At 66.7% G+C, this 25,705-nt stretch carries 22 protein-coding genes; 9 read left to right on the top strand and 13 right to left on the bottom strand.

Annotation, left to right across the window (positions count from 1 at the left end; all coding sequences use genetic code 11):
• Nucleotides 1-74: 74 nt before the first annotated feature.
• Nucleotides 75-1,232 carry an acyltransferase family protein gene (locus DMR_RS21680; protein WP_173362489.1) on the bottom strand — a complete coding sequence of 386 codons (1,158 nt, stop codon included), beginning with the start codon at nucleotides 1,230-1,232 and terminating at the stop codon, nucleotides 75-77.
• Between the two features lie 114 nt (nucleotides 1,233-1,346).
• On the opposite strand from DMR_RS21680, the gene DMR_RS21675 reads away from it, so the two are divergent.
• The 5 genes from DMR_RS21675 (at nucleotide 1,347) to DMR_RS21655 (ending at nucleotide 7,409) form a co-directional block, all read left to right on the top strand.
• Nucleotides 1,347-2,315 carry a chromate resistance protein ChrB domain-containing protein gene (locus DMR_RS21675; protein ID WP_015863192.1) on the top strand — a complete coding sequence of 323 codons (969 nt, stop codon included), beginning with the start codon at nucleotides 1,347-1,349 and terminating at the stop codon, nucleotides 2,313-2,315.
• Nucleotides 2,312-2,875: a DUF2148 domain-containing protein gene (locus DMR_RS21670; protein ID WP_015863191.1), complete on the top strand. Its 564-nt coding sequence runs from the start codon at nucleotides 2,312-2,314 to the stop codon at nucleotides 2,873-2,875. Before DMR_RS21675 ends, DMR_RS21670 begins: the two co-directional genes overlap by 4 nt.
• A gap of 64 nt (nucleotides 2,876-2,939) precedes the next feature.
• Nucleotides 2,940-4,136: an MFS transporter gene (locus DMR_RS21665; RefSeq protein WP_015863190.1), complete on the top strand. Its 1,197-nt coding sequence runs from the start codon at nucleotides 2,940-2,942 to the stop codon at nucleotides 4,134-4,136.
• A gap of 82 nt (nucleotides 4,137-4,218) precedes the next feature.
• The gene (locus tag DMR_RS21660) at nucleotides 4,219-6,633 is read left to right on the top strand and encodes a Lon protease family protein (RefSeq protein WP_015863189.1); all 2,415 of its coding nucleotides are present in this window, start codon (nucleotides 4,219-4,221) and stop codon (nucleotides 6,631-6,633) included.
• Between the two features lie 5 nt (nucleotides 6,634-6,638).
• A complete protein-coding gene (locus DMR_RS21655) occupies nucleotides 6,639-7,409 on the top strand; it encodes a hypothetical protein (RefSeq protein WP_015863188.1) in 771 nt (256 codons plus the stop codon).
• 136 nt (nucleotides 7,410-7,545) lie between these two features.
• On the opposite strand, the gene DMR_RS21650 is transcribed toward DMR_RS21655, so the two are convergent.
• Nucleotides 7,546-9,762 carry a C13 family peptidase gene (locus tag DMR_RS21650; protein ID WP_015863187.1) on the bottom strand — a complete coding sequence of 739 codons (2,217 nt, stop codon included), beginning with the start codon at nucleotides 9,760-9,762 and terminating at the stop codon, nucleotides 7,546-7,548.
• A 175-nt stretch (nucleotides 9,763-9,937) separates the two neighbouring features.
• Nucleotides 9,938-10,708 carry a CBS domain-containing protein gene (locus DMR_RS21645; protein WP_015863186.1) on the bottom strand — a complete coding sequence of 257 codons (771 nt, stop codon included), beginning with the start codon at nucleotides 10,706-10,708 and terminating at the stop codon, nucleotides 9,938-9,940.
• A 148-nt stretch (nucleotides 10,709-10,856) separates the two neighbouring features.
• Here DMR_RS21645 and DMR_RS21640 point away from each other — a divergent pair, with 148 nt between their 5' ends.
• The 4 genes from DMR_RS21640 to DMR_RS21625 all read left to right on the top strand — a co-directional run bounded on the left by DMR_RS21640 (nucleotide 10,857) and on the right by DMR_RS21625 (nucleotide 13,102).
• A complete protein-coding gene (locus DMR_RS21640; RefSeq protein ID WP_043601350.1) occupies nucleotides 10,857-11,828 on the top strand; it encodes an HDOD domain-containing protein in 972 nt (323 codons plus the stop codon).
• A 65-nt stretch (nucleotides 11,829-11,893) separates the two neighbouring features.
• The gene (locus DMR_RS21635) at nucleotides 11,894-12,085 is read left to right on the top strand and encodes a hypothetical protein (RefSeq protein ID WP_015863184.1); all 192 of its coding nucleotides are present in this window, start codon (nucleotides 11,894-11,896) and stop codon (nucleotides 12,083-12,085) included.
• A 25-nt stretch (nucleotides 12,086-12,110) separates the two neighbouring features.
• A complete protein-coding gene (locus DMR_RS21630) occupies nucleotides 12,111-12,686 on the top strand; it encodes a hypothetical protein (protein WP_015863183.1) in 576 nt (191 codons plus the stop codon).
• Nucleotides 12,683-13,102, top strand: coding sequence for a hypothetical protein (locus DMR_RS21625; RefSeq protein WP_015863182.1), 420 nt, complete (start codon nucleotides 12,683-12,685; stop codon nucleotides 13,100-13,102). The genes DMR_RS21630 and DMR_RS21625 overlap by 4 nt, the downstream gene beginning before the upstream one ends.
• An 18-nt stretch (nucleotides 13,103-13,120) precedes the next feature.
• Here DMR_RS21625 and DMR_RS21620 read toward each other — a convergent pair whose 3' ends face one another.
• From DMR_RS21620 to glgP, 10 genes are all read right to left on the bottom strand, one after another.
• On the bottom strand, nucleotides 13,121-14,347 hold the full coding sequence (locus DMR_RS21620) for a response regulator (RefSeq protein ID WP_015863181.1): 1,227 nt from the start codon (nucleotides 14,345-14,347) through the stop codon (nucleotides 13,121-13,123).
• 3 nt (nucleotides 14,348-14,350) lie between these two features.
• The gene (locus DMR_RS22700; RefSeq protein WP_015863180.1) at nucleotides 14,351-16,654 is read right to left on the bottom strand and encodes a sensor histidine kinase; all 2,304 of its coding nucleotides are present in this window, start codon (nucleotides 16,652-16,654) and stop codon (nucleotides 14,351-14,353) included.
• A gap of 229 nt (nucleotides 16,655-16,883) precedes the next feature.
• The gene (locus DMR_RS21610; RefSeq protein ID WP_015863179.1) at nucleotides 16,884-18,200 is read right to left on the bottom strand and encodes a histone deacetylase family protein; all 1,317 of its coding nucleotides are present in this window, start codon (nucleotides 18,198-18,200) and stop codon (nucleotides 16,884-16,886) included.
• Nucleotides 18,194-19,873 carry a hydantoinase/oxoprolinase family protein gene (locus DMR_RS21605; RefSeq protein ID WP_015863178.1) on the bottom strand — a complete coding sequence of 560 codons (1,680 nt, stop codon included), beginning with the start codon at nucleotides 19,871-19,873 and terminating at the stop codon, nucleotides 18,194-18,196. The genes DMR_RS21610 and DMR_RS21605 overlap by 7 nt, the downstream gene beginning before the upstream one ends.
• A gap of 194 nt (nucleotides 19,874-20,067) precedes the next feature.
• The gene (locus DMR_RS21600; RefSeq protein ID WP_015863177.1) at nucleotides 20,068-20,364 is read right to left on the bottom strand and encodes a type II toxin-antitoxin system RelE/ParE family toxin; all 297 of its coding nucleotides are present in this window, start codon (nucleotides 20,362-20,364) and stop codon (nucleotides 20,068-20,070) included.
• Nucleotides 20,352-20,645 (bottom strand): CopG family ribbon-helix-helix protein, encoded by a 294-nt coding sequence (locus tag DMR_RS21595; RefSeq protein ID WP_015863176.1) that lies wholly within the window; start codon nucleotides 20,643-20,645, stop codon nucleotides 20,352-20,354. Before DMR_RS21595 ends, DMR_RS21600 begins: the two co-directional genes overlap by 13 nt.
• Before the next feature lie 93 nt (nucleotides 20,646-20,738).
• Nucleotides 20,739-21,608, bottom strand: a complete 870-nt coding sequence (locus tag DMR_RS21590; protein ID WP_015863175.1) for a hypothetical protein — start codon at nucleotides 21,606-21,608, stop codon at nucleotides 20,739-20,741.
• 154 nt (nucleotides 21,609-21,762) lie between these two features.
• Complete coding sequence (locus DMR_RS21585; protein ID WP_015863174.1) at nucleotides 21,763-22,029, bottom strand: hypothetical protein; 267 nt, start codon at nucleotides 22,027-22,029, stop codon at nucleotides 21,763-21,765.
• A gap of 41 nt (nucleotides 22,030-22,070) precedes the next feature.
• A complete protein-coding gene (locus DMR_RS21580) occupies nucleotides 22,071-22,706 on the bottom strand; it encodes a class I SAM-dependent methyltransferase (RefSeq protein WP_015863173.1) in 636 nt (211 codons plus the stop codon).
• A gap of 219 nt (nucleotides 22,707-22,925) precedes the next feature.
• Nucleotides 22,926-25,496 (bottom strand): alpha-glucan family phosphorylase, encoded by a 2,571-nt coding sequence (glgP, locus tag DMR_RS21575; RefSeq protein ID WP_015863172.1) that lies wholly within the window; start codon nucleotides 25,494-25,496, stop codon nucleotides 22,926-22,928.
• Between the last annotated feature and the right edge of the window lie 209 nt (nucleotides 25,497-25,705).

The following is a 25,705-nucleotide window of genomic DNA, read 5'->3' as shown; positions in this document are numbered from 1 at the left end:
CGCCCGCTTTGGCCGTCCGGCCGACAGCGCGCCACTCCCTGCCAAGCACAATGCCATACGGGCGTCCGGGGGCCTTAGGCCCCCGGACGCTGCGGACGCTTCGCCAGTATCCGCCGCGCCGCGGGATGTTCGATGCAGCGTGCGACAACCAGACCGACGCAAAGGGTGGCGAGAAGGCCGGCGGCCAGGCGGAGCAGGGCTTCGGGCCAGCCTGTTTCCGGCGGGCCGGCAAAGACGCCCAGCGTCCAGGTCTGGACGAGGTAGATCGACAAGCTCGCGGCGCTGACCGCGTCCAGGCGGCGGGCGGACAGAAAGGCCCGGGGCCGGGCGGCCAAGGCCAGGAGCAGGGCGGTCAAAAAAGGCGCGTAGAGCACGTTTTGGGCCACGATCTGGAGAAAGAAGCTGTCCTGGGGCAGGGGCACGACCAGCAGGCCGGCCAGGCTCAGGGCGGCGACGATGTCGAGGTTTGCCGGGGCCTGCGGCTTCAAGAGAAAAAAGCGGGCCGCCGCCGCGCCCATGAGCCACTCGAAAATCCGCAGATACGGACTCGAATAGAAGAGCCACTGAAAGAGCAGGGCGGCCAGTTCGCCGGGCGTGCCGGCCCATTCGGGGTGGCGGGCGGCGTAGGCGGTGAAGAGCTGGGGCCACAGGCGCGCGCCGAGCCCGTCCAGGGCCAGGGCCAGGGCCAAGGCGGCCAGGATAAGGCCCAGGGCCGCCCGGGGCGTGCGCGCCCGGGCTAAGAGCCAAGCCGTGGCCGGGAAAGCCAGGTAGAAAAAGACTTCCACGCTCACGGCCCAGGCCAGGGGAAAAATCTGAGGCCAGCCCGGCACGAGAAACCAGGTCTGGGTGAGGCTGGCAAAGGCCAGCAAATGGCCCGGCCCGCCAAAGGAGCCTGGGCCGTGCTTGAGCAGGGCCAGCCCGGCCGCCAGCCCCAGCGTCAGCAGATAGACCGGATAGAGCCGGGCCAGCCGGGCTATGGCGAAGCGCCCAAAGGGCAGCTCCCCGGCGGCCATGGCCGCGCTGTGGTTGTAGGCCAGCACAAATCCCGACAGCACGAAAAAGGCCGACAGTCCGCACCGGGTGAGTCGGGCGAAGGGTTCATAGAGGTCGGGAGTTTGCGGCAGCGGCGTGAGCCAGGCCACGCCGTGGCCCACCAGCACAGCCAGGGCGGCCAGCCCGCGCAGTCCGCCAAGGCCCGGGAGAAAGGGCGGTCGCCCCGGCGTATTTGACATCGCGCCCCCTACCATGGCCGCTTGCGCCTGGAAAGCGTCGCCGGCCGGCCCTGAACCGGAAGATTCTCGCTTGCCTCATCGAAAGAATCTTGACTTTGTAACAGATGTATCTAGATGAAAGCCATGTGTAACAAAACATGGTTGGTCTTTTCCTTTTCCCAACCGGCCAGCCGGCAGTCCGGCCGGGTGCGGACCCTGCGGCGACTGGCCGGGCTCGGGGCGGCCTCGCTCAAGGGGGGGCTGTACGTGCTGCCCTGGTCGCCGGAACTTCATGAGCAGCTGACCTGGCTGGCCGGCGAAGTGGAGCAGGGCGGCGGCGAAGCGGTGTTTTTCGCCTGTCCCGACATTGCCAACATGGCCCACGAGGCGGTTGTGGCGGTTTTTCGCAAGGCCCGCGACGAGGCCTACGCCCAGCTTGCCGCCGAGGCCCGGGCCGCCCTGGCCGCCGAAACCTTGGACGACAAGGAAACGGCTGCCAAGCTGCGTCGCCTGACCCGGCGGCATGAGGCCGAGCGGGCCATCGACTTTTTCGACGCGCCCGGCGGGCCGGTGGTGGCCGGCTTGCTGGGCGCTCTGGCCGCCCGGCTGGCCGGCGCGGCGGGGTCCGCCTCCGAGGAGACGGCCATCGCGCCTTGCGATCCCGCCGCCTACCGGGGCCGGCTGTGGGTCACCCGGCCGGGGCTGTACGTGGATCGGCTGGCCTCGTTTTGGCTGGTGCGGCGCGGCATCGACCCCGAGGCGGCCATCGCCTACGCCGACACCCTGGACGACCTCCCGCCCCAGGCCGTGGCCTTCGACATGGCCGGCGCGCCCTTCACCCATGTCGGGCCGCGCATCACCTTCGAGGTCATGCGCCAGGCGTTTGGCCTGGAGGCCGTGGCCTGCGACCGGCTGGCCGCCGTCATCCGGGCCGTGGACCTGGGCGACTTCGAGACCGCTCCCCCCGAAACCGCCGGAGTGCGCCGGCTGCTGGACGGCCTGTGCGCCGTTTGCCGCGACGACGCCGAGCGCCTGCGCCGGGGCCTGGACCTGTTCGACGCCCTGGCCGCTTCCTATGCAATCGAAACCCAAGGAGCTTCATGATGGACATGCGTGACGCCGTGCATCAGGCCGCCGGCCTCATGGCCGCCGCCGCCCGCACCGCCCCCAAGGCCGGAGGCAAGGATCATCTGGAAATCGTGGTGGTCACCGACGCGGCCGACCTGGCCCGCATCGCCACGGCCATGCGGACCTATGCCCCACAAAGCACCAACGAGGCCTTCTGGCGGCGCGACGCGGCCAACATCGAACAGGCCCAGGCCCTGCTCCTGGTCGGGCTCAAGACCTCGGCCGCTGCCGGCTACGACTGCGGGGCCTGCGGCTTCGAGACGTGTTCCGCCTTTGCCAAGGGGCGGACCATGACCGACAAGGCCATGGGCTACAGCGGCCCCCACTGCGTCATGCGCATGATGGACATCGGCGTGGCCCTGTCCTCGGCGGCCAAGACGGCCGGGCTGTTGTCCATCGACAACCGGGTGCAGCAGCGCGTGGGCGCGGCGGCCCGGGCCCTGGGCTACATTGACGCCGGCGTGGCCATGGGCATTCCGGTGGGCGTCTACGGCAAGTCGATCTTCTACGACCGCTCGGCCCCCAAGGCCCACTAAGGGCGTCGCCCCCCCTCAAGATCACCAGGCCGGGGCGGCCGTCCGTCCCGGCAGTGAGGCTTTCATGTCCGTTTTCGCCAATCTGTGCCTGGTCAATTTCCTGGCCCGCTTCTCCTACGCCCTGGCCCGCAACCCGGTGCTGCCGCTTTTCGCCTTGTCCCTGGGGGCCGGCCCGGAAGCCGTGGGCTGGGCGGTTGGCGTGTCCACGGTGACGGGCATCTTTTTCAAGCTGCCCTCGGGGTCGCTGTCCGACGTCATCGGCCGACGGCGGGCCATGCTGGCCGGCCTGTTCTTTTTCGGGCTCATGCCCTACGCCTACCTGTGCATCGACAGCTACGCCGCCCTGATCGCCGTGCGTTTCGTCCATGGCTTGGCCACGGCCATCTACGCTCCGGTGGCCATGGCCGTGGTGGCGTCCCTGGCCGGGGAGCGCAAGGGCGAGCTGCTGTCGCTTTTTTCCTCCGTCGCCATCATCGGCACGCTGCTCGGAGCGCCCATGGGCGGCCTGATCCTGCACAACCCCTTCACCGCCGGCGAACCGGGGCTGACGCTGTTCCGGCTGGTCTACCTCCTAAGCGGGCTGACCGGCACGGCCGCCCTGGTCCTGGGGCTGCGCTCCCTGGGGTTTGGCGAGGAAGCTCCGTCCGGGGCCGGCCAAAGCCTGGCCGAGCGGGGCCGGCTGTTCGTCCGGGGACTGCGGGAAGTGGCCGGCGACGGCCGGGTGCTGGCCGCCTCGTCCATGGAGGCGGTGCAAAATTTGGCCATGGGCGCGCTGGAAGCGTTTTTGCCCATCTACGCCGTCACCGTGGCCGGGCTGACCGAGTTCGAGGCCGGCCTGCTGTGGGGTGCGCAGGTGACGGTCATCATGGCGGCCAAGCCGCTCATGGGCCGGGTGTCGGACCGCCGGGGCCGGCGGCCCCTCATTGTGGCCGGCATGGCCCTGTGCGCCGTGCCCCTGGCCGTGGTGCCGCATCTGGCCGGCTTCTGGAGCCTGCTTGCCGTCTGTCTGGCCTTTGGCCTGGGCGAGGCCCTGGTCACCTCGTCCTCGGCGGCCCTGGTGGCCGACGTCAGCCGCTCGCGCCACCTGGGCTCGGCCATGGGCGTGTTCGGGACCATCGCCGACGTGGGCCATGCCGCCGGCCCCATCCTGGCCGGGGCGCTGGTAGGGGGGCTCGGCTACGGCCCGGGCTTCGTCGTCCTGGCCGTGGTCCTTGTCGCGGCCATTCCCTGGTATGTCCGGGTCGCGCCGCGCCAAGGATGACAAACGGCCCGGAAGGCCGTATCTCTCCGGATGGCCGGCGCGCGCCGGCCCTATCCCCAAACGCCCTTCCCAGACGGATTCCATGACCAGAAATCTGACGCCCACGGACCTTCGCGCCTGCTGCGATCCCGCCGCCCTGCCTTTTGCCGACAGCCGGGACATTCCCGACGATCCCGGGGCGCTCGCCCGCACCCAGCCCCGGGCCATGGCCGCCCTGGACCTGGCTTTGGCCATCGGCGGCCGGGAGTACAACGTCTATCTTGCCGGCGAGCCGGCCATGGGGCGCACCCATTTCGCCCGGGCCTTTCTCGATCCGGCCGCCAAGGCCGGGGCCACGCCGCCGGACTGGCTCTATGTCCACAATTTCGACGACCCGGACCGGCCCAGGGTCGTGTCGCTGCCGGCCGGCCAGGGGCGGGGCTTCAAGACCGCCCTGGCCAAGGCCGTCACCGACATGCGCGAGGAGATCCCGGCCCGGTTCGAGCGCGAGGCCTACCTGGCCCAGAAGCAGACCCTCATGCGCGGCTACAACGCCGACCGCGAGACCATGCTCGACGAGATGGAGGAGCGGGCCAAGACCGAGGGCTACAACCTCCTGGTCGACGACCAGGGGGCTTTTACCCTCTATCCGCTGCTCGAAGGCAAGGTGGTCAGCGACGAGGAGTTCGAGCGCCTGGAGCCGGAACTCAAGAAATCCCTCAAGGCCAAGGGCGACCTGCTCCTGGAGGAAATGAGCTCGGCCCTGCGCAAGCTCTCCAAGGAGGAGCGCGGCTACCGCGACCGCGAAAAAGACCTGGAACGCGACGCCGCCGGCGAGGTCTGCGACGCCGCCCTGGCTCCCTTCGCCGATCTGCGCGCCGCCTCCCCGGCCATCGACCAGTTCCTCACGGCCATGCGGGCCGACATCCTGGACAACATCGACGCCTTCATGCCCCAGGCCCAGCCGGCCCCGCCCTCGCCCCACGGCGACCTGAATCTCCCCGAGGACATTTTCTACCGCTACGAGGCCAACCTCTTCGTGGACAACGGCCAGCTCTCGGGCGCGCCGGTGGTGGCCGAGGACCATCCGACCTATTTCAACCTCATGGGCTGCATCGAGCGCGAATCCGAGATGGGCGCGCTCTACACCGACTTCACGCTGATCAAGTCCGGCTCCCTGCACCGGGCCAACGGCGGCTTCCTCATCATCCGGGTGGACGATCTGGCCGCCAATCCCGGGGCCTGGGAGAGCCTGCTTCGGGCCCTGCGTTCGGGCCAGGCCCGGGTGGAGGACCCGGCCGAGGGCGGCGAGCACGTGCGCACCCGCACCATCGAGCCCGAACCCATTCCGTTGGACCTCAAGATCGTGTTGGTCGGGCCGGACGAGGCCTACGAGGCCCTGCTCTACAGCGACGAGCGCTTTGGCAAGCTGTTCAAGCTCAAGGCCCATCTCCAGGAGAACATGGCCCGCAACCCGGAAAACGTCGGCCTCTACCTGACCCTGGCCGGCCAGGCCATCCGTCAGGCGAATTTGCTGCCCTTTGACCGGGCCGCCCTGGCCGCCCTGGTGGACTACGCCTCGGTGCTGGCCGAGGACCAGACCCGGTTGTCGCTGAAAATTCCCTTTGCCCGGGAACTCATGATCGAGGCCGATGCCCTGGCCCGCCGCCAGGAGGCCGAGGCCGTCACCGCCGCCCATCTGGCCCTGGCCCGCAAGGCCCGGGAATTTCGCGTCAATCTCTACGAAGAGGAATATCTTGAAGAGTACGACCGCGAGATGATCAAGGTGGCCACCTCCGGCGAGGCCGTGGGCAAGGCCAACGGGCTGTCCGTGCGCATGTTCGGCGACTACGCCTTCGGCCTGCCCCACCAGATCTCCTGCACCGTGGGCGTGGGCCACGGCGGCATCCTCGACCTGGAGCGCGAGGCTGAGCTTGGCGGCCCCATCCACACCAAGGGCATGATGATCCTCAAAAGCTATCTGGTCAGCCGCTTCGCCCAGGACAAGGGGCTGGTCATGACCGGGTCGCTGTGTTTCGAGCAGAACTACGCCGGCGTCGAGGGCGATTCGGCCTCGGGCGCGGAGTTGGCGGCCCTGCTTTCGGCTCTGGCCGAAGCCCCCATCCGCCTGCGCTACGCCATGACCGGGGCGGTGTCCCAGTCCGGCGAGATCATGGCCGTGGGCGGGGTCAACGAGAAGATTCGCGGCTTTTTCGCGGTTTGCCGCCGCCGGGGCTTGGCCGGCGACCAGGGCGTGCTCCTGCCGGCCGACAACGTGGTCAACCTCATGCTCGACGACGAGGTGATCCAGGCCGTGGCCCAGGGCCGTTTCCACATCCATCCCGTGGCCACCGTCGAGGAGGCCATGGAAATCCTGACCGGCCTGCCGGCGGGCGTGCGCGGGCCGGACGGGACGTTCCCTGAGGGCAGCCTCTACGCCCGGGTCGACGCGCGCCTGGCCCGGCTGGCCCAGCTCGCCCCCCTGGGCGGCGGCTGGCAGGGCTGCGGGCGGGGGTAGAGGCCATGTCGCATACCTGGTTCGAGGAAAAGCGCGACGAATTCTGCCGCGACCTGCTGCGGGACTATTGCCTGTCCGTGGAGACCCTGGAGCGGCTGTTCCAGGACTTCGACCGCTCGGGCAAGGTGGTGTTCGAGGAGCTGCGCGACCTTTTGGGTGAAGAGATGAACAAGGGCCTTTTGTGGCGCTTAAAGGACACGGCCCACCATCTGTTCCGCGAAGGCGGCGCGACCAGCCCGGTGGGGCAGTTTCTCGACTGGTGCATCGGCTACATCTTTCACGAATCCATGAAGCTCAAGGAAGACGCCTACCAGCAGCAAAACTACGCCCCGTGGTTTCGCTCCATGCAGGAGCGCGAGCTGCCCGAACAAGATCTCATCATCAGCCGGGAGCTGTTTCAACTGCTCATGCAGACCGCCGAGAGCATGCAGCGCGAGATACGGCGCATCCGGTTTCTGTTTGGCGAATGCCGCAAGCTGTTTCCCATGTACCTGTCCGACCAGGGCGACAACCATTGGCTGGCCCGGTTCCTGTTCAAGCGCAACGAACTCGTGCGCGAGGTCTTCGGCCAGGGCTACCGGGAGCTGTTGCGCGGCATCTACGGGGCCGCGCCGGAATCCATGTACGTCATGGCCTCGCGCAGCCTGCGCGAGGGCGGCTGGATGCAGCAGGCCGCCGAAGCGGCGGCCAAGGCTTGCGACCTGAACCCGGACAGCGAACCGGCCCGCCGCGAAAAAGAGATCGTCGACACCTGGCGCACGCGGCTGCGGGCGTAATAGTGAACGATATGAGAGAAGAGAGGGGATGCCTCCGGCGGCTGGGGGCCTGAGTCCCCCAGACCCCCCGAAGGGAAGGCAGGTTTCTGCAGACGGCCCCGGGCGAGTGTTCGCCCGGGGCCGTTTGGTTTTTGGGCTACTGGAGAAGTAGCTCCTGCCAGGGCAGCCCCGTTGAGGGCGGGGGCAGGGTCGAAGGCTGGATAAGCAGCGCGTTGGCCGCGCCAAGGTCCGGCAGGCCGTTTCGCAGCCCCAGCAGCATGGACGCGGCCGTGCCCGCCGCGACGCCGATGGTCTTGTCGCGCCCGGCCACCCGCGAGGTGTGCTGGTTGCCGGCCCCGTAAAAAAACCGCACCGCCCCGGACGGATAGAGCCGGGCCGCCACGTTGACCGGCCGGGCGTCGGCCACGGTCTTGGCCTTCCAGACGACGGTCACGGATTGGGCGCTTGAGGATACCGCGATGTCGTCGCCATCGCCGGCCGTGGTCAGCCGGTCCCACAGCGGCGCTACGGCCACGCTGGCGGCCAGGCCGTTGATCGTGTTTTCGCCGCTGGCCGATGGATTGGCGAAATGGATGATGCCGTGGCTCGACACCGAGGCCGAGGTGTAGCTCTGGCCGCCCAGGGGAAAGGCGAAGGGCAGGCTCAGCGGCCAGTACTGGTCCGTTCCCTTCCAGTTCTGGGCCGTGGCCCCGGTGGGGAAGGCGTCGCCGGTCTGGTACTGGGCATAGCCGCCGTAGGTCGGCGCTTTGGCCGTGGGATAGCGCCCTCCAAGGGCGAGTTGTCGGCCCAGATACCAGGGATTGCTGTAGTAGCTTGGATGCTCGCCGTTATTGTCGCCGCCCAGGTCCAGGGTTTCGGCCTGGACGCTGTCCTTGGCCAGCCCGTAGCTGTAGGCCTCTTCCAAGGTCACGACCCCGTCGCCGTTGCTGTCGCCCTTGGTCGGGTCGGCCAGGGCCTGGGTGACGTAGAAGGAAAATTCGTCATAGGTGTAGTCCGGCCCCATGGCATAGGACAACTCCCAGTAACGGGCGGCGGACATGAGCACCCGGTTGGGGGCCTTCAGCGGTTCGATCATGCCCCCGGAAAAGCACTGCTCGAAAATGGCGGCCACCGCCCCGGCCTGGACTTTGTTCACCTCGGCGGCGAATTCGGCGTTGGTGATGTCCTCGCCCCAGAGGTTGAGGACCACGTTGGCGGCGGCGTAGGGCGCGGTGTTGCCGTCAGCCGGGCCGCCGTGGTCGGTGGTGAAGATGTAGAGGATGTCCTGGCTGCCGAGCTTGCCGGCCAGCTCGTTAAAAACGGTGGTGATGTTGGCCTTGGTGGCGCTGTATTTGATGTCCTGGATGGTGTCGTTGTTGAGGTCGGTGTTGGAATTGAGCCCCAGGGAGTTGTCGATGGCCGGGTCCGTGCCGTCGGCGAAAAGCACGTAGATGTTGTTCTGCAGGAAACCGGCGGCTTTCAGCGTGGTGAAGAAATAGGAACAGTCGTTCCAGTAGCGGACGTGGTTGTTTTGTTGGTTGTAGCCGCCGGAGAGGATGACGGCGTAGCGATGGCTGGCGTCGGTGGCGGCCGGAACGTCGATGGCGGCTTTGGCGGCGGCGGCTTTGGCCGTCTCGACGGACGCCGTCGGCAGGGCCGAGGTCTGGGCCGGCTGGGCCGGCGGCCAGACCGTCAGTTCCGTGAAGCCGGCGAGGTCGGCCGGCGGCAGCATGGCCGGGACGACGTGCAGCGTGCCGTCCGTCGCAGCCAGCACGAAGCGGCAGCCGTGTGACCAGTTGGCCTGGGGGACGTCGTCGATGAAAAAGAGCCAGCCCGGCCCGCCGGACAAGCTGACCGAACCCCGCAGCAGCGGCACGGTGATGTCGTCGCTGACGGGGTCGTTGGCGACGTAGACCCGCCGGCCTTGCAGGGAGTGGCCCAGCAGCCGGTCGGTGACGGCGGCGACGGCGGTTTGCCGGTCGGCGATGGGGCCGGTGTCGGCGGCGGCATCGGGCAGGCTGATGGGGGACAGCCCGGCCGGGAGTTCGGTGGTCGGCGCGAAATGGCTGGAGCCGTCGGCGGCCACGAAGGCCACGCGTTTTTCGCCGTCGGGCAGGGTCAGGCCGAAAAGCCAGCCCGGCCCCTGGCCCAGGCGCACGGCCCGGGCGTCCAGGGTGAGGACCACCTCGCCCTGGCGCGGCTCGGCTTCGCCGGAGACGGCGGCCGTGGTCCGCGCGGATGGCGGCATCTGGGCCAGCAGCCGGTCCAGGGCCTTGGCGGCGGTGTCGATGTCGGCGGCCAGGGCCGGCCTGGCGGCGCAAAAAAGGACAAGGCAGGTCAGGACGATCAGGCTGGGGAAGCGGCAACGTGGCATGGCGGCTCCGGGAAGGGGCTGGCACATGTCGGGGGGACCGGCGTGCGGCGCGCGCCGGCTGAAAGAGCCGTTCCGGGCGTGTGCTGCGGCCCGGATACGGGGCCGGGGAGAGACCCCGGCGGACTTACTTCGCAGGCCCGTCAACCGTCGCCGGACAGCGACGCTGAACAGGCGATCAGCCCATGCGCCGAGCGTAGAGCAGGATGTCGGGCTGGGTGAGCACGCCGGCCAGGCGGCCGTCGGCTTCGGTGACGGCCAGACGGCGCACGCCCTTTTGGCGCATGTAGAGTATCACTTTGTAGACCATGGCCTCGGCCGGCACGCTGACCACCGGCCGGCTCATGTAGGCCGAGACGGGATCGGCGAGCCGTTCGGGCTGGCCCATGATGGCCCGCAAGGCGTCGCGTTCGGTGAAGATGCCGGCGGCCTTGCCGTCCGTTACCGCCAGCACCGAGCCGACGCCGGCTTCGCGCATCCGGTCCAGGGCCGCCTGCACGGGCGCTTCCGGGGGCAGGCAGATCGGCTCGGGCCGCATGACGGCCCGGCAATCGACATTTTCCACCATGAAGTCCACGGCCAGGGCGTCCACGAGCTCCTTGTCCGTGACCACGCCAATGAGCGAGCCGCCCACGTCGATGACCGGCAGATGGCGCTCCTTGCGCTCCAGCATGGTCTTGATGGCTTCGTTGGCCGACAGGTCCTTGAGGATGCCGCCGCCCACGGTACGCGACAGGGTTTCGCGCACCGGCGAGGCCGGGTCGAGATCGACGTCCAGGCGACGCACCAGTTCGCGCTCGGTGACAAACCCCACGACCTTGGCCCCGGTGACGGCAGCCAGGCAGCTGACGTCGGCGCGCACCATAAGATCGGCCGCCTGGGTCACGGTGGCGTCCGCCGGCACGATAAGGGGCCTTTTGGCCAGTTCGCCGACCCTGCGTTTGAACATGGGGATTCCTGGTGAGAATGCTCTACAAAATTTATGGTCCGCTGGAGAATGAAAGTCAAGGCTTGCACGGTGTCGTTGCCTGGCCGGCTTGCCGGGGCCAGATGATTGCGCTAGACCGGAAATGAATCCGTTTCCGGGAGCAACCGGCATGACCGTCGACAGCGCCTTTTTCCCCACCGGCGACGCGCCGCCGTTCGTGACGCGGCTGCTAGAGATCGGCGCCGCCCGGCGCGAGGCCCTGCCCGCGCCGCCGCCGGGAGCCGCTCCGGCCGCCTCCCTGGCCCCGGGCAAACGCCGTTCCCTGGCCGACATCAATCCGCCGCCCCTGCCCGAAGCCTATCTGGCCCTGCGCCGCACGGCCGAGAACCCCATGAGTGGCGTGGCCGACGTGGCCAAGGCCGTGTCCCTGGACCCGAGCTTGGCCGCCTACGTGCTGCGCCTGGCCAACAGCCCCATCTACGCTCCAAGGGTCCGGGTGGAGACCGTCAGCCGGGCCGTGGGCCTTATCGGCCTCACTGAGATCGTCAATCTGGCCGCCGGCGCGGTGCTGTCCCGGCTGTTCGACAAGCCGCCCCGGGCCGATCTGCTGTCCATGCCCGATTTCTGGCGTCACGCCGTGGCCGTGGGCATGTTGGCCCGGGGGCTGGCCCGGCGACGCGACGAGGCGGCGGCGGAGCGCTTTTTCGTGGCCGGTCTGCTCCACGACATGGGCCGGCTGGTCCTGGCCGTGGCCGAACCCGATCTGGCCCAGGCGGTGCTGGCCCGGGTGGCCGAGGGGCGCATCCCGTCCGACGCGGCCGAGCGGTTGGAGCTGGGCTTCGACCATGCCGCCCTGGGCGGGCGCATCAGTGACAAGTGGCGGCTGGCCGACACGCTCATCGAAGGCGTGGCCGCTCACCACGATCCGGCCCAATGCCCGGAATCGGTGGTGGCCGCCGCCGTGCATGTGGCCGATTTCATGGCCAATGCCCTGGGCTACCGCGTAACGCCCTGCGGGGCGCTGCCCCGGCTCGACCTGCGCGCCCTGGCCATGTTCCGTCTGGCCGAGGCCGATCCGGCGGAATTTTGCGAACTCCTTGACGAGGGCCTCGCCGCCCTGGCCACCCTGTTCACGCCATGAACGCCGTCGCCGCTTGCCATTCCCCCGGCGCGGCGCTACAGCTCGAAAAAAGGGAGCATCACGCCATGGGCGGTCCGACCATCACCCTCACGCCGCTGACAGGATCGGCCATCAACGACATGGTCCTGGATTACATGGCCCTGTCCGGCGACCGTCGCCGGGCCGAGCTGGCCCATTTTCTGGAAAGCGGCCGCTCCGTGCAAAGCGACATCATGGCCGTGACCCTGCGCGGCATGATCCTGCGCACTTCGGCCTAAAACCTTCTCCCCCCCCTTTCCCCGCATGAAAAAAACGCTGTCTCTGCTGCTGGTCTGTTGTCTTGCCCTGGCCGCCACGCCCGCCCTGGCCAAAAAGGCTCCGCCCGAAAAACACGAAACCAAAAAGGCCGCCGCGCCCCACGAGCCGTCCGGCCCGGCCGAGACCGTGGACACGCCGGGCAAGGTCATCAAGGAGCCCAATGCCTTCAACGGCATCAAATGGGGCACGGCCATGGCCGCCATCCCGGACCTGACCGTGGCCGAACGCGACGGCCAGGCCGCCTACGCCACGGCCGAGGGCGTGGTCTACCGCATCGGCGACGCGTTCCTCTCCGGCGTGGTCTACGGCTTTTGCCAGGACAAGTTCGCGGCCGTGATGGTGGAATACAAGGGCCGCAAAAACCACGAGAGCATCAAGAACTTCCTGGCCGGCAAGTACAGCAAGCCCATCGATCTGGAGGGCAAGGGCGTCGAGCTGGGCTGGCCCGTGGGCAACGTGCTCATCCGGATGCAGTACGCGCCCGAACGTGACGCCGGTACGCTCAGTTATTTCTATGAGCCGCTCTACGCCCCGTGCGGCCAGGCCAAGGCGGCCCAGTGATCCCGGCCCGGCGAACCGTGCTGTTGGCGGCTCTGGCCGCGTTTTGCCTGTGGCCGGCCCTGGCCGCCATGGCCGCCGAGGGCGGACGCAGCCTGGCGTTTAACAAGCAAAACGTGTTCATGTATTTCAAGCAGGTGGAAGACGCCAAGAACAAGCTGCCCGAGAACCTGCATCCCCAGGAGCTGCACGACCGGGAGTGCATGGTCTACGCCACGGTGCTCAAGCAGGGCGGCTACGACTTCGAGGCCACGGTGTTAAGCGCCCTGAGCTTTGCGGAAAAGGGCGGCAACCGCCTGGACGACCCGCGTTTCATGTTCCTGGCCGGCGTGTTCCAGTTCCATCCCGACGAGTTCGTACGCTTAAAACTCATCTCCCAGACCACCCGCGACGCCGTGGTGCGCTACTTCGGCGGCTGATCCCCGGCCGGCGGCGGCTCAGCCGTCGGCGTCGCTTCCCGTCTGCCGCTCCAGGGTCAGCTGACAGACTTCCCGCCACGTGTCCAGGCGGCGCTCGCCCAGCGCCGACGCCTCGCCGTTTTCCCCAAGAGGATGCACGGCATAGTCCGGATGCAGCCTGACCAGTTCATGGTCGAAGCGGTTGGCGGCGGCCACCGCCGCCGCCGGCGAAAACGCTTCCTCGGAAAGGACCTCCGGGTCGTGGTGCCGGCACACCGCCTCCAGCACCGGCTGGGCAAATCCCCACAGGTTGAGCAGATAGCCGCCGATTGCGGCATGGCTGGCGGCCAGGGCGGTTTGCTCGGCCATAAAAAGGGGCAGCCCGTCGGCGCGCACCCGGGCCACCACGGCGGCGTATTCCTGGGTCAGGCCGGTAAGCAGCACAAGCTTGCCCACGTCGTGGAGCATCCCGGCGATGAAACAGTCCTCGCGGGTTTCCTGCCCGGCCCCCTCGGCCTGGGCGATGGCCTTGGCCAGACAGCCGACCCGGAAGCTGTGCTCCCACAGCAGCGGCACGGAAAAGTTCGGGAAATGGCCGGGGTCCAGGGTCGTGAACAGGTGGACGGTCAGAACCAGGGCGCGCAGGGTCTGTTCGCCGAGCAGGTTGACGGCGTGGTGGAGGCTGGCCACGCGTTGGGGCAGCCCGAAAAAAGCCGAGTTGACCAGCCGCAGGATGGTGGCCGCCATGCCGGCGTCCTGACTGATGATGTCGGCGATGCGCGACAGGGGCACGTCTTCCCGGCCCAGGGCTTCTTGCAGCTCCATGTAGCATCGGGGCAGGGCCGGCAGGGATTCCAGCCGGGCCACCATGCGGCGCAGGGCCGTGTCCCCGAGCAGTTCGTCCAGCCTGAGGGCCTTTTCCCGAGTTTCCACGAGTACTTCGCTGCGGCAGGGCTTGCTCAGGTACAGATGGGCCGGCTTGACCGCCTTGAGCACGTTTTCGCTGTCCGCGTAGCCCGACAGGATGACCCTCACGCAATGGGGCTGGAGGCGCTTGGCCTCGCCCAACACCTGGGCCCCGTCCAGGCCCGGCATGCGCATGTCGGTCACGACCACGTTGTAGGTGGTTTTTCCCAGGGATTCCAAGGCGTCCTTGCCCCCCAGGGCGAAATCCATGTTCCACTGTCCGCGCTTGGCGCGCAGGGCCAGGCGCAGGCCGTTTAAAATGCCCTGCTCGTCATCGACGAAAAGGATGTTCGGCTTCATGGGTCAGCCCTTGTGGCCGTTGTCGTCGCCGTCGATGGGCAGGCGCACGAAAAACGTCGTTCCCCGGCCAGGTTCGGAGGTAAAGGTCAGCGAGCCGCCGTGCTTGGCCACCACGATGTCGTAGGCGATGGCCAGCCCCTGGCCCGTGCCCTTGCCCACGTCCTTGGTGGTGAAAAACATGTTGAAGACCTTGTCCCGGATGGCCTCGGGGATGCCCGCCCCGGTGTCGCTGATCGCGATTTCCGCCATGTCGCCGACCCGGCGCAGGCGCAGGCTTATGCGGCCGGGCGCGCCGCCTTCCTGGGTCGCCTCGGCCACGGCGTGGGCGGCGTTGATGACGATGTTGAGCAGCACCTGGCTGATCTCGTCGGCCTGGCAGCGGACCTCGGGCAGGTCGGGATCGCTGTCGAGGTCCGCCTCGGCCACGTACTTCCATTCGTTGCGGGAAATTTCCAGGGTGGCCCTGGCTAGGTCGGCCAGATTGACGGCCTGGGTGCGGTCGCCGGAGGAGTGGGAGAAGCGGCGCATGGCCGCCACGATGGAGGTGATGCGGCTTATGCCGTCAAAGATGTTGTCGATGGCGTCCGGGATCTCGGCGCGCAGGAAGGCGGCGTCGATGTCTTCCAGCAGTTCCCTCATGGCCCGGGCCGGCGCTTCGCCCACGGCCTCGGGCCGGCCGGCGTAGTCCTCGACCAGGGCCAGGACCCGGCGCAAATCCTCAAAGGCGTTTCGCAGGAAGGTCACGCCGTCGCCCACGTACTGGGTCGGGGTGTTGATCTCGTGGGCGATGCCGGCGGCCAGCTGGCCGATGGCCTCCAGCTTGCCCACCCGGGCCAGTTTGATTTCCATCTGCCGCCGCTCGGTGAGGTCCACGTAGATGCAAAGGCCGCCGATGCAGGCGTTGTTGATGTCATACAGGGGCGAGATGTTGGCCAGGATGACCTTGTCGCGGCCCTTGTGGCTTTTGGTGTTGACCTCCACGCCCTGGAAGATCACGCCTTCGGCGATGCTCTTGCCGGCCATGGTCTCATGGGCCGGGTCGCGGTAGTAGACCTCGGCCAGGTGCTTGCCGGTCAGGCCTTCCACCGGGCCGTCGATGTCGAGCATTTCCAGGAAACGCTGGTTGGTCTGGAGCACGCGCTGGCCGGCGTCCACCAGCAGATAGGGGGCCGGAAAGTTGCCGAGGATGCCCTGGAGCAGGTCGGATTCGTGCTGGCGGGTGCGCTCCAGCAGCTCGACGCCGGCCCGGGCCGCGAGCAGGGCCCGGATGATGACGAAAAGAAGCAGGGTGATGGCCAGGCCCGAGGCGGTGATGAAATAGGGCAGCCGGCGGTCCAGGGCGGCTTCGAAGGCGGGCAGGGCGGCGAAGCGGATGGTCCAGGTCCGGCCCAGGATATCCAGGCGTTGGGTGTCGGCGAAAAGGGGCGGGCCGGGCTTGTCGGCGTCGTCGGCCAAGCCTTCGCTGCGGTACAGGAGCGCCGCCTCGGACGGCGCGTCGCCGTCGAAGATCTCGAAGCCCACGTCCTGATGGTCTCCCTGGAGGATGCCGCGCATGAGATTGTACAGGCGAAAGGGCGCGTTGACGTAGCCCTTGATGAGCCGGCGGCGCAGCTCGACGGTGGGCGGCGGGGCCGGGGTGTCGTAGACCGGCATGAACATGATGAAGCCGGGCTGGACGTTGGTGGTTCCTTCCTGGACCAGGGTGATCTTGCCGGTGATGGACGGCTTGGCCGAGTCCCGGGCGCGTTCGATGGCGGCCCGGCGCACGGCTTCGCTGAAGGTGTCGAAGCCGAAGGCCTTCTTGTTGAGGACGGTGTCGGGTTCGAGGTAGACGACCGGCGTGTAGGCGTCGCGGTCGCCGGGTGGGCGGATGGCGTAGTCCGGGAAGCCCTGGGCGCGCATGGCCGCTATGTGGGCTTCCCGGGTGTCCTGGAAGATGGCCGGGGAATAGCCCAGGCCCTGGATGCCGGGATAGTTGGCGTTGAGGTCCATGGTGGCGGCGAAGGCTTGCCACTGTTCCCGGCTGACGTCGCCCACGGCGTTGAACAGGGCCAGCCCGCCGCCCAGGGCCAGTTCGTAGGCCGTGACCCGGTCGCGCAGGGCGGTGAGGATCTCCGAGACCCGGAAGTCGAAGCGCGCCCGGGCATGGGCCGTGACGTCGCCCTGGACCAGCACCCAAGCGTAGCCTGTCAGGGCCAGGCCAAAGGCCAGCTGGCACCAGGCCAGGGTCTTCCACAGGGCCATGCGCCGGTCCGGGGACCAGCCGGGACGCCCCGTCGTCGCCACAGAGGCGGGAGGTGGCTGCATCGGACGCTCCTTGGGATTCCAACTTCCCTATAGGTCAAAGGAGCGGCAAAAGGCAACGCGGACGGGAAGCCTCAGGCGGGAACGCGGAACGCTTTCGGCAGGACGCGGCGGCAATGCGGCGCGGGGGCACGCCCAGCCGTCGAACAGCAAATCGTTGGGGATGAAATAGTCAGCGTCGCGCCGTGTCGCCGTCGGTTCATGCGGCGGCGGAGAACCTGCGCGGGGAGCTTTAGCCCGTAAAGCTCAGGTAGTTCTTGCCCACCCGGTCCATGAGCGCCAGATGGCGGTATTCGCCCTTGATCTGGCCGGCCTCGTAGATGCGATAGGCTTCATCCACACAGTGTTCGCAGGCCCCGATGGGCGCTTCCACGCCCAGGCACAGCGGGTTTCGCGTGGATTCCGTCTCATACTTCACCACGCCCCGGCAGTGGTCGCACAGGCGCACCGACTCGGTCTGGTATTCCGTGATGGCGTCGGTGTCGTAGTAGAGCGTCTTGCGGCGCGAAAACCAGCCGTTCACCGTCTCGCCCTTGCCCGGACCGCGCGGGTGGCGGGCTTCCTTCACGATGTCGCGGCACACGTCCTCGATGTAGCCGGTCACCTTGTCGCTTTGGCGCACCGCCGCCGGGTCGAAGCCGGGTTCGCGCACGTGGCTGTAATCCAGCCCCGCCATGGACAGCACCAGCCCCAGATTGACGTAGGGCAGCGCGCCCTGGATGGCGTAGCCGCCTTCCAGCACGGCGATGTCCGCCCCGAGCAGTTCGGTCAATTGGGCATAGCCCTGGGCCGAGAAGGCCATGTCCGTGATGGGGTCGGAGAAGTGGTTGTCCTGGCCGGCGGAGTTGATGACCAGATCGGGCTTGAAGTCCTCGATGAGCGGCATGACCACTTCGCGCATGGCGAAAAGGAAGCCCTGGTCCGAGGTGCCGGGCGGCAGGGGCACGTTGACCGTGGTCCCAAGCGCTCTTGGCCCGCCGAGTTCCAGGGGAAAGCCGGTGCCGGGATAGAGCGTGCGGCCGTCCTGGTGCAGGGAAATAAAGAGCGTGTCCGGGTCGTTCCAGTAGACGTCCTGGGTGCCGTCGCCATGATGGCAGTCGGTGTCCACGATGGCCACGCGCAGGGGGCCGTAGCGCTCCCGCAGCCATTCCACCATCACCGCTTCGATGTTGATGTTGCAAAACCCGCGCGAGCCGTGGACCACCTTCATGGCGTGGTGTCCGGGCGGCCGCACCAGGGCAAAGGCGCGCTCGGCTTCCTTTTCCATGACCGTGCGGGCGGCCCGGATGGCCCCGCCGGCGGAAATGAGGTGGGAGGTGGTGGTGACGGCCGGCACGTCGGGAAAGCAGAAATGCACCCGGGCCACGTCTTCGGCGGTGGCCAGGTCGGGCTTGAGTTCGGTTATGCCCGGGATGTCGAAGACGCCTTCCTCGCGCAACTGGTCCTGGGTGTAGAGCAGGCGTTCCTGGCGCTCGGGGTGGGTGGGCGAGATGGCCCAGTCGTAGGCCGGGAAAAAGACGATCCCGAGCGGATGGCGGGCTTTCAGCATTGCTTGGACACCGCCTGTTTGTAGGCCCCCGAAACGCCCGGGCGCACCTGGCAGGCCACGCGGATGTTGTGGCCGGCCAGCTCCTGGCCCTCGACCATGGGAAACGACGACAGCTCCACGGTTTCGATGGGCGCGTCGTCGACGTCGGCCCCGATGGAGGCGAGATAGTCGCGCAGGCTGGCCCCGGCCTCGCCCTCGGCCGCCGCCTGGCTGTAGTTGCCGGACACGGACCGGGCCACGCCCAGCGAGGGAATGGTCAGGCGTCCGGCGGCGGTATCGGCGAAAAGCTCCACGGAAAAGGTCGGCCGGGCCAAGGCCGCGCCGATGGCGTTGGCCACGGCAAAGCTCTCGGGCACGATGACTTCCTCGGAAAAGGCGTCCTGGAGCAGGGCGGAAAGGGCGAGGGCCGGCCCGCCCATGACGTAGACCCGGGTGGGGCGTACCTGCCGGCCTTCCAGCAGCTCGAAGATGGTGTAGACCGGGCGGTCGTTAATTTCGCGCACAACGGCCGCCACTTCCGAGCGGATCTGGTTGACGGCATTGAGGATGGCGGCCTCGGCCACTTCCTCGGGATCGAAGCCATGGGGCGTGGCGGCGTCGAGCAGCCCCTGGTAGGAGGCCCGGGGATCGCCCACGGCGATGACGTTTTGGACGTTTAGCGCATCTATAAGCGTCGGAACCTTGCCGCCCAGGGCCATGGGCGGGCCGAAGCGGCGCGGGCCGACCTCGATGGCCAGCCTGGAGACGGTGACGGCCGAATCGCCGCCAACGCCGATGGAGCGGGTGCGCAGGGCGCGCACCAGGGTCGGGCGGCCGTCGATGGCGATGCCTTCGTTTTCGATAAGCGGCGCGCCGGCGGCGAACACGGCGATGTCGGTGGTGGTGCCGCCGATGTCGAGGATGACCGAATCCTCGGCGATGTCGCACACGGCGATGATGCCCATGACCGAGGCGGCCGGGCCGGACAGGATGGACTGCACGGGCTGGGTGCGGGAGACCGACAGCGGCATGGTGCCGCCGTCGGCCTTGAGCACGCTTATGGCGGCGGTCATGCCCAGGTCGGCCACGGACTGTTCCACGGCGTCGCAAAAGCGGTTGTAAACGCGCCACACGGCGCTGTTGAGGCAGGCCGTGGCGATGCGCCGGCCAAAGCCCAGGCGGCCGGAAAATTCGTGCCCCAGCGACACGCAGTCGGCCCGGCCGGCCAGCAAGTCGCGTAGGGCCAGCTCCTGGTCCGGGCAGCGGGTGGAAAATTTGGTGACCGCGGCAAAGGCGCGCAGCCCCTCGGCCAGCCAGGCGTCCACGGCGGCCTTGGCCGCGTCGAGGTCCACGGCGGCGGTTTCGCGGCCCCGGTGGTCGATGGCCCCGGCCAGGACATGGTAATGCCCGCCCTGGCGGTAGGCCTCGGGATCGATGCCTGGGCCGCCGGAGACGAGGACGCCCACGGCGTCGGCCGTGCCTTCGATGATGGCGTTGGTGGTGAGCGTGGTGGACAGCGTCAGGCGATCAATGGCGGCCGGCCCGGCCACGGCCACGATGCTGGAAAGCGCCTCGCGTATGGAGGCGAGGAGATCGTCATGGTTGGTGGGCAGCTTGGCGCAAGCAACGACCCCTTCCGGGCCGATGAGGACCGCGTCCGTGTGCGTGCCGCCGACGTCGATGCCGCAAAGCATTGGATAGCCTTAGCAGCAAGGGCGGCGGCCGTCGAGCCGGGAGTGGGGGGCGGGGGCGGGAGAGGGCGAGGTGAGCGCAAGGCGTCGACGCCCTTGCGGTCCACCACGTCGAGCAGCCGCGGGGATGGGCCGCTGGGTTTTTTGAGGCCCCGTTCCCAGTGCTCGACCGTGGACGGGCCTCTGCGCCTGGGCTGTCAGTATCCGGCTTCTTTTTGGTGGCGCACGGCCAGCACCAGGATAATTTCGGCGTGAACCTCGTAGATCAGCACATACCCGGACGCGCCGAACGGAATAAGCAATTCTCGGTGTTCGGGGTCTAGATCATCAGCCGGACGGCCGGCGTTTGGAAATTTTTCCAGAAGAGCAGCGTATTTCCTGATGGTCCCCACGGCGGCCTGCGCTGCGGCCCTGTCCTTTGCGGCAAGGAAACGGTAGGCCCGCTGAACGCCCAGGAGCGCGGAAGGTGTCCACACCAGTTTTAAATGTGGCATTGAGGCGGCTCGACATCGTTCCCTGCTTCCAGTTCGGCGAGCCAATCGTCCGCTTCTTTGGCCGACACATGCAGACCCGTCAGCATGAATGCCTCATGCGCGGCCAGGGCTTCCTGGCGCAAGGCTTCCCACTGTTCTTCCCTGGTCACATACGTTTCCAGTGCTTGAAGCATGAGGGCGTGAGGCGTGCGTTTTCGAGCCTTTGCGAGATTTTGAAGCCGATCTCGCAATTCGCCGGGAAGTTTAATACTCGTCGGTGTTATGTGCGTTTGCGCCGGCATGATGACGCCCTCCGTTATAGTCCTTCTAACTACCAAGAACTACCGGGTCAAGGCAGAGATTGGCGCCGTGTGCCGCTTGGTGTCGGAGGGGCCTCAGGACTTGATGTCCAGGGCGAGCAGGTTGGCGACGGCCTCGGGCGTGCCGGCCTTGAGCAGTTCCATGAAGGAGACAGGAGCGGTCGGGTTGGCGGAAATGGTGAGCTGGCGCGGGTTTTCCACAAACTGCTTGAGAGCGTTGATAAAGGCCTGGGGCAGGGGCTTTGACGAACGCTGCAATGACGTGTCGAGCTGATCGGCCAATTGCTTCTTGTAGGCCGGCAGATCCAGGCCTTGTTTCGCGGCGTTTTGCTTGAAGATACGCTCGACAAGGGAAGCGTCGGTATAGGCCATTTCCGCCTGCTTCAAGGCGCAGTTGAACAGGCCGGCCATGACCGCCTCGGGCTTGGCGGCGGCAAAGTCCAGATTGCCGAGCACGAAGTCGAGGCGCAAGGAGCCGACGTTCTTGGCCGCATAGACCATGTGGCTCTTGAGTTCCCGCTTTTCAACCAGGCTGTCCATGTCGACGGTCACATCGCACGACCACGGCCCGGCGTAGCCCAGGGCGGCCAGCTCGGCGGCCGCCTCCCTGCCCAGGGCGGACGGCTCCAGTTCGATACCCAGGATATCCATGGAGACGGACGTCGGTTTGGGAGAATCCATCTCCAGGCGGCGCACAATAATTTCCTTGGCAAAGATCGGCGCGGCCATCTTCGGACCCTTGAACGAGACGGCACGGATGACGGTGTTTTGCGTGAAGATGTTGTACGAGACGTTTCCGTAAAGAATTTGTACGAAGGGCCCTTTCTTGGCGATGGCGGCCTCAAGGCGTGTCTTGGCGACGTGGGAGGCGTATTGCGTCAGGCCAAAGTATGCTATGGCGAGGAAAACGATGACGCCGACGGCGATGCCCTGTTTCTTGCTCATGGCTGGTCGATTTTCCTTTGCATTATTGGCGATAAAACGGACGCTCCTGGCAATTGCGCGATTGCCGGGCGCGGTCCTGCCAAGCGAAACGGACCGCAAGACTACCGGTCGCCATATAGTTGATGCCCTTGGACGGCGTCAAGCAAGGGAAATGCTAGACAAGGCCCGTCGCCAACAGCCCGGCCAGGACCAGCAGCATCCAGCCGACCAGCCTGTTTACGCCGTCGAGGGTCATCTTGCCCAGGATGCGTGCCCCGGCGAAGGCTCCGGCAAAGGCGCAGGCCGAGGCGGCCAGGAGTAGGGGGAGGTTGTCGGCCACGCCCGGCGCGGACAGGTGGCCGGCGTAGACGGCCAGCCGGGCGGCGTCCACCAGACAGGCCACGACCACGCCGGTGGCGCAAACCGCGAGAAGGACGGACATGGGGTGAAGCTCCGATGTCTCTGGGCGTTATTGGTGCGTCGTTATGGCGACGTGTTCTTTTTGCAAAGTATCTGGCAAAAATGTTGCCTCGGTTTGTTCTCCATGGTTGCAGCCGGTTCCGTCCACTCCGCAAAATTGATCAATCCATAGGGCCCAAATTCTCGTTTCGCGGATTCTTCATCGTAGAAGAACAGCGTCACGCCATGCGCTGTCTCGAAGGTGTCTTTGCGTAGTTCTTTTCCCTTCCCGTATCTGGCGTCAAGTTTTGATATGGTCAGAAAAATCATGAGTCCATTGGGCGCAAGTTGCTCGTAGCAATTTCTTATCAGATTTGATCGTTCTTTGGCGTCTAATAGGTGTATTAAGGCATAGCAAAATATTCCATCGTACAATTCGGAGTCAAAAGGCATAGCGTCAACGGCGCCGTGGTGAATCTTGAAGCTGTTGCCGTAGTGTTCTTTTGCCAAGCGGATAGCGGTTTCCGAAATCTCAATGCCGGTGACGTCTAGTCCGTTGTCCAGGAATACTTTGGCGTTCCTGCCGTATCCGAAGCCCGGTATTAAGATCTTTTGTGATCCGTTGTGCTTGAATAACTCCAGCGCGACGAGGGCGGAATCCGCAGGCTCCATTCCCCACATTTCTTGCTTGTCTCTGAAGCTTGATTCCCAGAATTCCACGGTGTCGTTCCCTCTGGCGGCGTGCGATTCCGACGTTGTTTACGTTGTCCTGTTGCAGTATTGTCGCTACGCGTCATGCTGCAAAGACGTCGGGCCGCCCCTCCCGGAACGGCCCGCCTTTCTTGTCGTCGTGAGCTTTCCCCGCCTAGCGTCGCGGTTAACAGGCTCATATTGTGATTTTTCTTAAAAAATACTGCCGTATTTTTTAAGGGACATTTCCTACGCCCCCTGGGCCCAGCGAATCAGCCCCAGGCTGTGGGAGTCGAGCAGCAGCGGATGGTGCGGCAACACCCGCACCGTGAAGCCGAAACGCCCGGCCTCGGAGGGCTGCACTTCGCCCATATAGACATGCCAGCCGTCGGCCGTCGTCTCCACCGGCCGCATGTCCACCGTCTCGCGCTGGGCGAACTTGCCTTCCACGTCCAGCCGGCCGGCGTAGATCTGCACCGACACGTCTTGGGGGCGGATGCCGTTTAGATGCACCTCGCAGGTCACCCGCACCGGGTCGCCCACGTGCAGCTGCTCGGGGTCGCCGGCCCGCACGTTGCGGACATCAAGGCCGCCCCACTTGGTCATGATGTCCATGCGCCAGGAGGCCAGGTCCTTGGCCGGGGCGCATTCCTCGCGCGTCAGGCGGGTGTAGTTCTCCAGGGCCGGGATGTAGGCGATGCGGGCGTAGTCCTCCACCATGCGGTGGGAGTTGTAGACCGGTGTGAGCTCGCAAATGGAATCCTTCATCTTGCGAATCCAGTTGCGCGGCAGATTGCCGTGGCCCCGCTCGTAAAAGGTCGGGATGATCTCGTTTTCCAGGATGTTGTAGAGCGTTTGGCTCTCCACGAAGTCCTGGTAGCCGGCGTCCTCGTATTCCTCGCCCATGCCCACGGCCCAGCCCACGCTGTTGTCGGGTTTCCAGGCCTCGGCCCACCAGCCGTCCAGGGTCGAGAAGTTGAGCACGCCGTTGCACATGGCCTTCATGCCGCTGGTGCCGCAGGCCTCCAGCGGCCGGCGCGGCGTGTTGAGCCACACGTCCACGCCCTGGACGAGGTAGCTGGCGATCTCCATGTCGTAGTCTTCGAGAAAAACCATGTTGTAGCGGCAGGTTGGGCTGGTGCACAGCTGCACCAGTTCCTGAATGAGCCGCTTGCCCTCGTTGTCGTGGGGATGGGCCTTGTCGGCGAAAATGAACTGCACCGGACGCTTGGCGTCGGACATGATGCGGATGAGCCGCTCCTTGTCCTGGAGCAGCATGCCGGCCCGCTTGTAGGTGGCGAACCGCCGGGCGAAGCCGATGGTCAGCGCCTGGGGATCGAGGACCTCCTCGGCGGTCTGCAGTTCCTTGCGCTTGGCCCCGCGCGCCAGCAACTGGTCCCGTAAACGCTCGCGCACGTAGCCGATGAGCCGTTCGCGCAGCCGTTCGTGGGTGCGCCACAGCTCGGCGTCGGAGATGAGGTGGGCCTGGGAAAAGACGCGGGTGGTGTCCGGGTCCTCGCGCCAGTTGGCCCCGAGGTAGCGGTCGTAGAGGGCGGCCAGGTCCTGGGCCACCCAGGTCGGCACGTGGACGCCGTTGGTGATGGCCCCGATGGGCACGTCTTCCATGGGATACTGGGTCCAGACCCGGTTCCACATCTTGCGCGAGACCTCGCCGTGGAGCTGGGACACGCCGTTATTAAAGCGCGAGAGCTTGAGCGCCAGCACGGTCATGCAGAAATGCTCGGTGTCGTTTCGCGGGTCCTCGCGGCCAAGGGCCAAGAGCACCTTGAAGGCCAGACCCAGGCGCTTGGCGTAGTCCTCGAAATAGGCCTGGATGAGTTCCGGCGGAAACCGGTCGTTGCCGGCCGGCACCGGGGTGTGGGTGGTGAAGATGGAGCTGGAAGCCACCAGCTCCATGGCCGCCTCGAAGGACAGCTGGTGCTTGTCCATGAAGTTGGCGATGCGCTCCAGGCCGGCGAAGGCCGAATGGCCCTCGTTCATGTGGATGACCTTGGGCTTGAGGCCAAGGACCTCCAGGGCGCGGATGCCGCCGATGCCGAGCAGGTATTCCTGGCGCACCCGGGTTTCCAGGTCGCCGCCGTAGAGGCGGTTGGTGAGCTGGCGCGTGCCGGGCTGATTTTCCGGCACGTTAGTGTCCATGAGATAGAGCGAAACGCGCCCGACTTGCGCCTTCCACAGCTGGGCCGCCACCCGCTCGCCCTTGAGGTCCACATGGACGAGCAACGGATTGCCGGCCTCGTCCTTGCACAAGGTCAGTGGCATCTGCTCGAAGTCGTAGATGGGGTAGCGTTCCTGCTGCCAGCCGTCCGGGGTGAGGTACTGGCGGAAATAGCCCTGCTGGTAGCACAGCCCGATGCCGACCAGGGGCACGCACAGGTCGCTGGCCGATTTGAGATGGTCGCCGGCCAGAATCCCCAGGCCGCCGGAATAGACCGGCAGGCACTGGCTGATGCCGTACTCCAGGCTGAAATAAGCGATGACCGGCGTGCCGTCGCGGTCCGGGAAGGGAATGGACGAGTTCTTGCGGGCCAGATAGGTGGCCAGGCTTTGGCGCAGATCGGCCACGCGCTCCACGAAAAAGTCGTCCTCGGCCAGGGCTTCCAGGGTCTTTTGCGGCAGGCGGTTGAGGAAGCAGACCGGATTGCCGTAGCACTCGCGCCAGATTTTACGATCGACCTGGGCGAAAAGCGACACGATGTCGTCGTTCCAGGAAAAGAGCAGATTATAGGCCAGATCCCAAAGCGGCCGCAGCTTCTCCGGAAGTTTCGGCACCACGCTGTAGACACGTAACGGCTGCATAGGTTCCCCTTGAGTAAGTCCTTGCGGTCGCACGGCGTCGCCGCTGTGCGCCGTCATGCCGGCATCTATCCATAAGGTTCCGCAAAAGGCAAGGCCGCCCCGAAAACGTCGCCGAGATGACGCCGGACGCCGACCGAGCCGGAGACAAAAGCCCGGCCGGGGATTGTGCTTGATCGTCGCCGTCCTTTCGGCGCATACCCGGGAACGCG

Origin of the sequence: Solidesulfovibrio magneticus RS-1 (assembly GCF_000010665.1) — a bacterium.
Classification (GTDB): Bacteria; Desulfobacterota; Desulfovibrionia; order Desulfovibrionales; family Desulfovibrionaceae; genus Solidesulfovibrio; species Solidesulfovibrio magneticus.
This window is presented reverse-complemented; position numbering and strand designations above follow the sequence as displayed.

Coding starts and splice junctions, on each gene's coding strand:
- glgP (WP_015863172.1), bottom strand. CDS start 25,496: ATGCAGCCGTTACGTGTCTACAGCGTGGTGCCGAAACTTCCGGAGAAG.
- DMR_RS21675 (WP_015863192.1), top strand. CDS start 1,347: ATGAAAGCCATGTGTAACAAAACATGGTTGGTCTTTTCCTTTTCCCAA.
- DMR_RS22700 (WP_015863180.1), bottom strand. CDS start 16,654: ATGCAGCCACCTCCCGCCTCTGTGGCGACGACGGGGCGTCCCGGCTGG.
- DMR_RS21610 (WP_015863179.1), bottom strand. CDS start 18,200: ATGCTGAAAGCCCGCCATCCGCTCGGGATCGTCTTTTTCCCGGCCTAC.
- DMR_RS21600 (WP_015863177.1), bottom strand. CDS start 20,364: ATGCCACATTTAAAACTGGTGTGGACACCTTCCGCGCTCCTGGGCGTT.
- DMR_RS21655 (WP_015863188.1), top strand. CDS start 6,639: ATGTCGCATACCTGGTTCGAGGAAAAGCGCGACGAATTCTGCCGCGAC.
- DMR_RS21645 (WP_015863186.1), bottom strand. CDS start 10,708: ATGTTCAAACGCAGGGTCGGCGAACTGGCCAAAAGGCCCCTTATCGTG.
- DMR_RS21680 (WP_173362489.1), bottom strand. CDS start 1,232: ATGTCAAATACGCCGGGGCGACCGCCCTTTCTCCCGGGCCTTGGCGGA.
- DMR_RS21595 (WP_015863176.1), bottom strand. CDS start 20,645: ATGCCGGCGCAAACGCACATAACACCGACGAGTATTAAACTTCCCGGC.
- DMR_RS21635 (WP_015863184.1), top strand. CDS start 11,894: ATGGGCGGTCCGACCATCACCCTCACGCCGCTGACAGGATCGGCCATC.
- DMR_RS21585 (WP_015863174.1), bottom strand. CDS start 22,029: ATGTCCGTCCTTCTCGCGGTTTGCGCCACCGGCGTGGTCGTGGCCTGT.
- DMR_RS21650 (WP_015863187.1), bottom strand. CDS start 9,762: ATGCCACGTTGCCGCTTCCCCAGCCTGATCGTCCTGACCTGCCTTGTC.
- DMR_RS21665 (WP_015863190.1), top strand. CDS start 2,940: ATGTCCGTTTTCGCCAATCTGTGCCTGGTCAATTTCCTGGCCCGCTTC.
- DMR_RS21590 (WP_015863175.1), bottom strand. CDS start 21,608: ATGAGCAAGAAACAGGGCATCGCCGTCGGCGTCATCGTTTTCCTCGCC.
- DMR_RS21640 (WP_043601350.1), top strand. CDS start 10,857: ATGACCGTCGACAGCGCCTTTTTCCCCACCGGCGACGCGCCGCCGTTC.
- DMR_RS21670 (WP_015863191.1), top strand. CDS start 2,312: ATGATGGACATGCGTGACGCCGTGCATCAGGCCGCCGGCCTCATGGCC.
- DMR_RS21660 (WP_015863189.1), top strand. CDS start 4,219: ATGACCAGAAATCTGACGCCCACGGACCTTCGCGCCTGCTGCGATCCC.
- DMR_RS21630 (WP_015863183.1), top strand. CDS start 12,111: ATGAAAAAAACGCTGTCTCTGCTGCTGGTCTGTTGTCTTGCCCTGGCC.
- DMR_RS21605 (WP_015863178.1), bottom strand. CDS start 19,873: ATGCTTTGCGGCATCGACGTCGGCGGCACGCACACGGACGCGGTCCTC.
- DMR_RS21620 (WP_015863181.1), bottom strand. CDS start 14,347: ATGAAGCCGAACATCCTTTTCGTCGATGACGAGCAGGGCATTTTAAAC.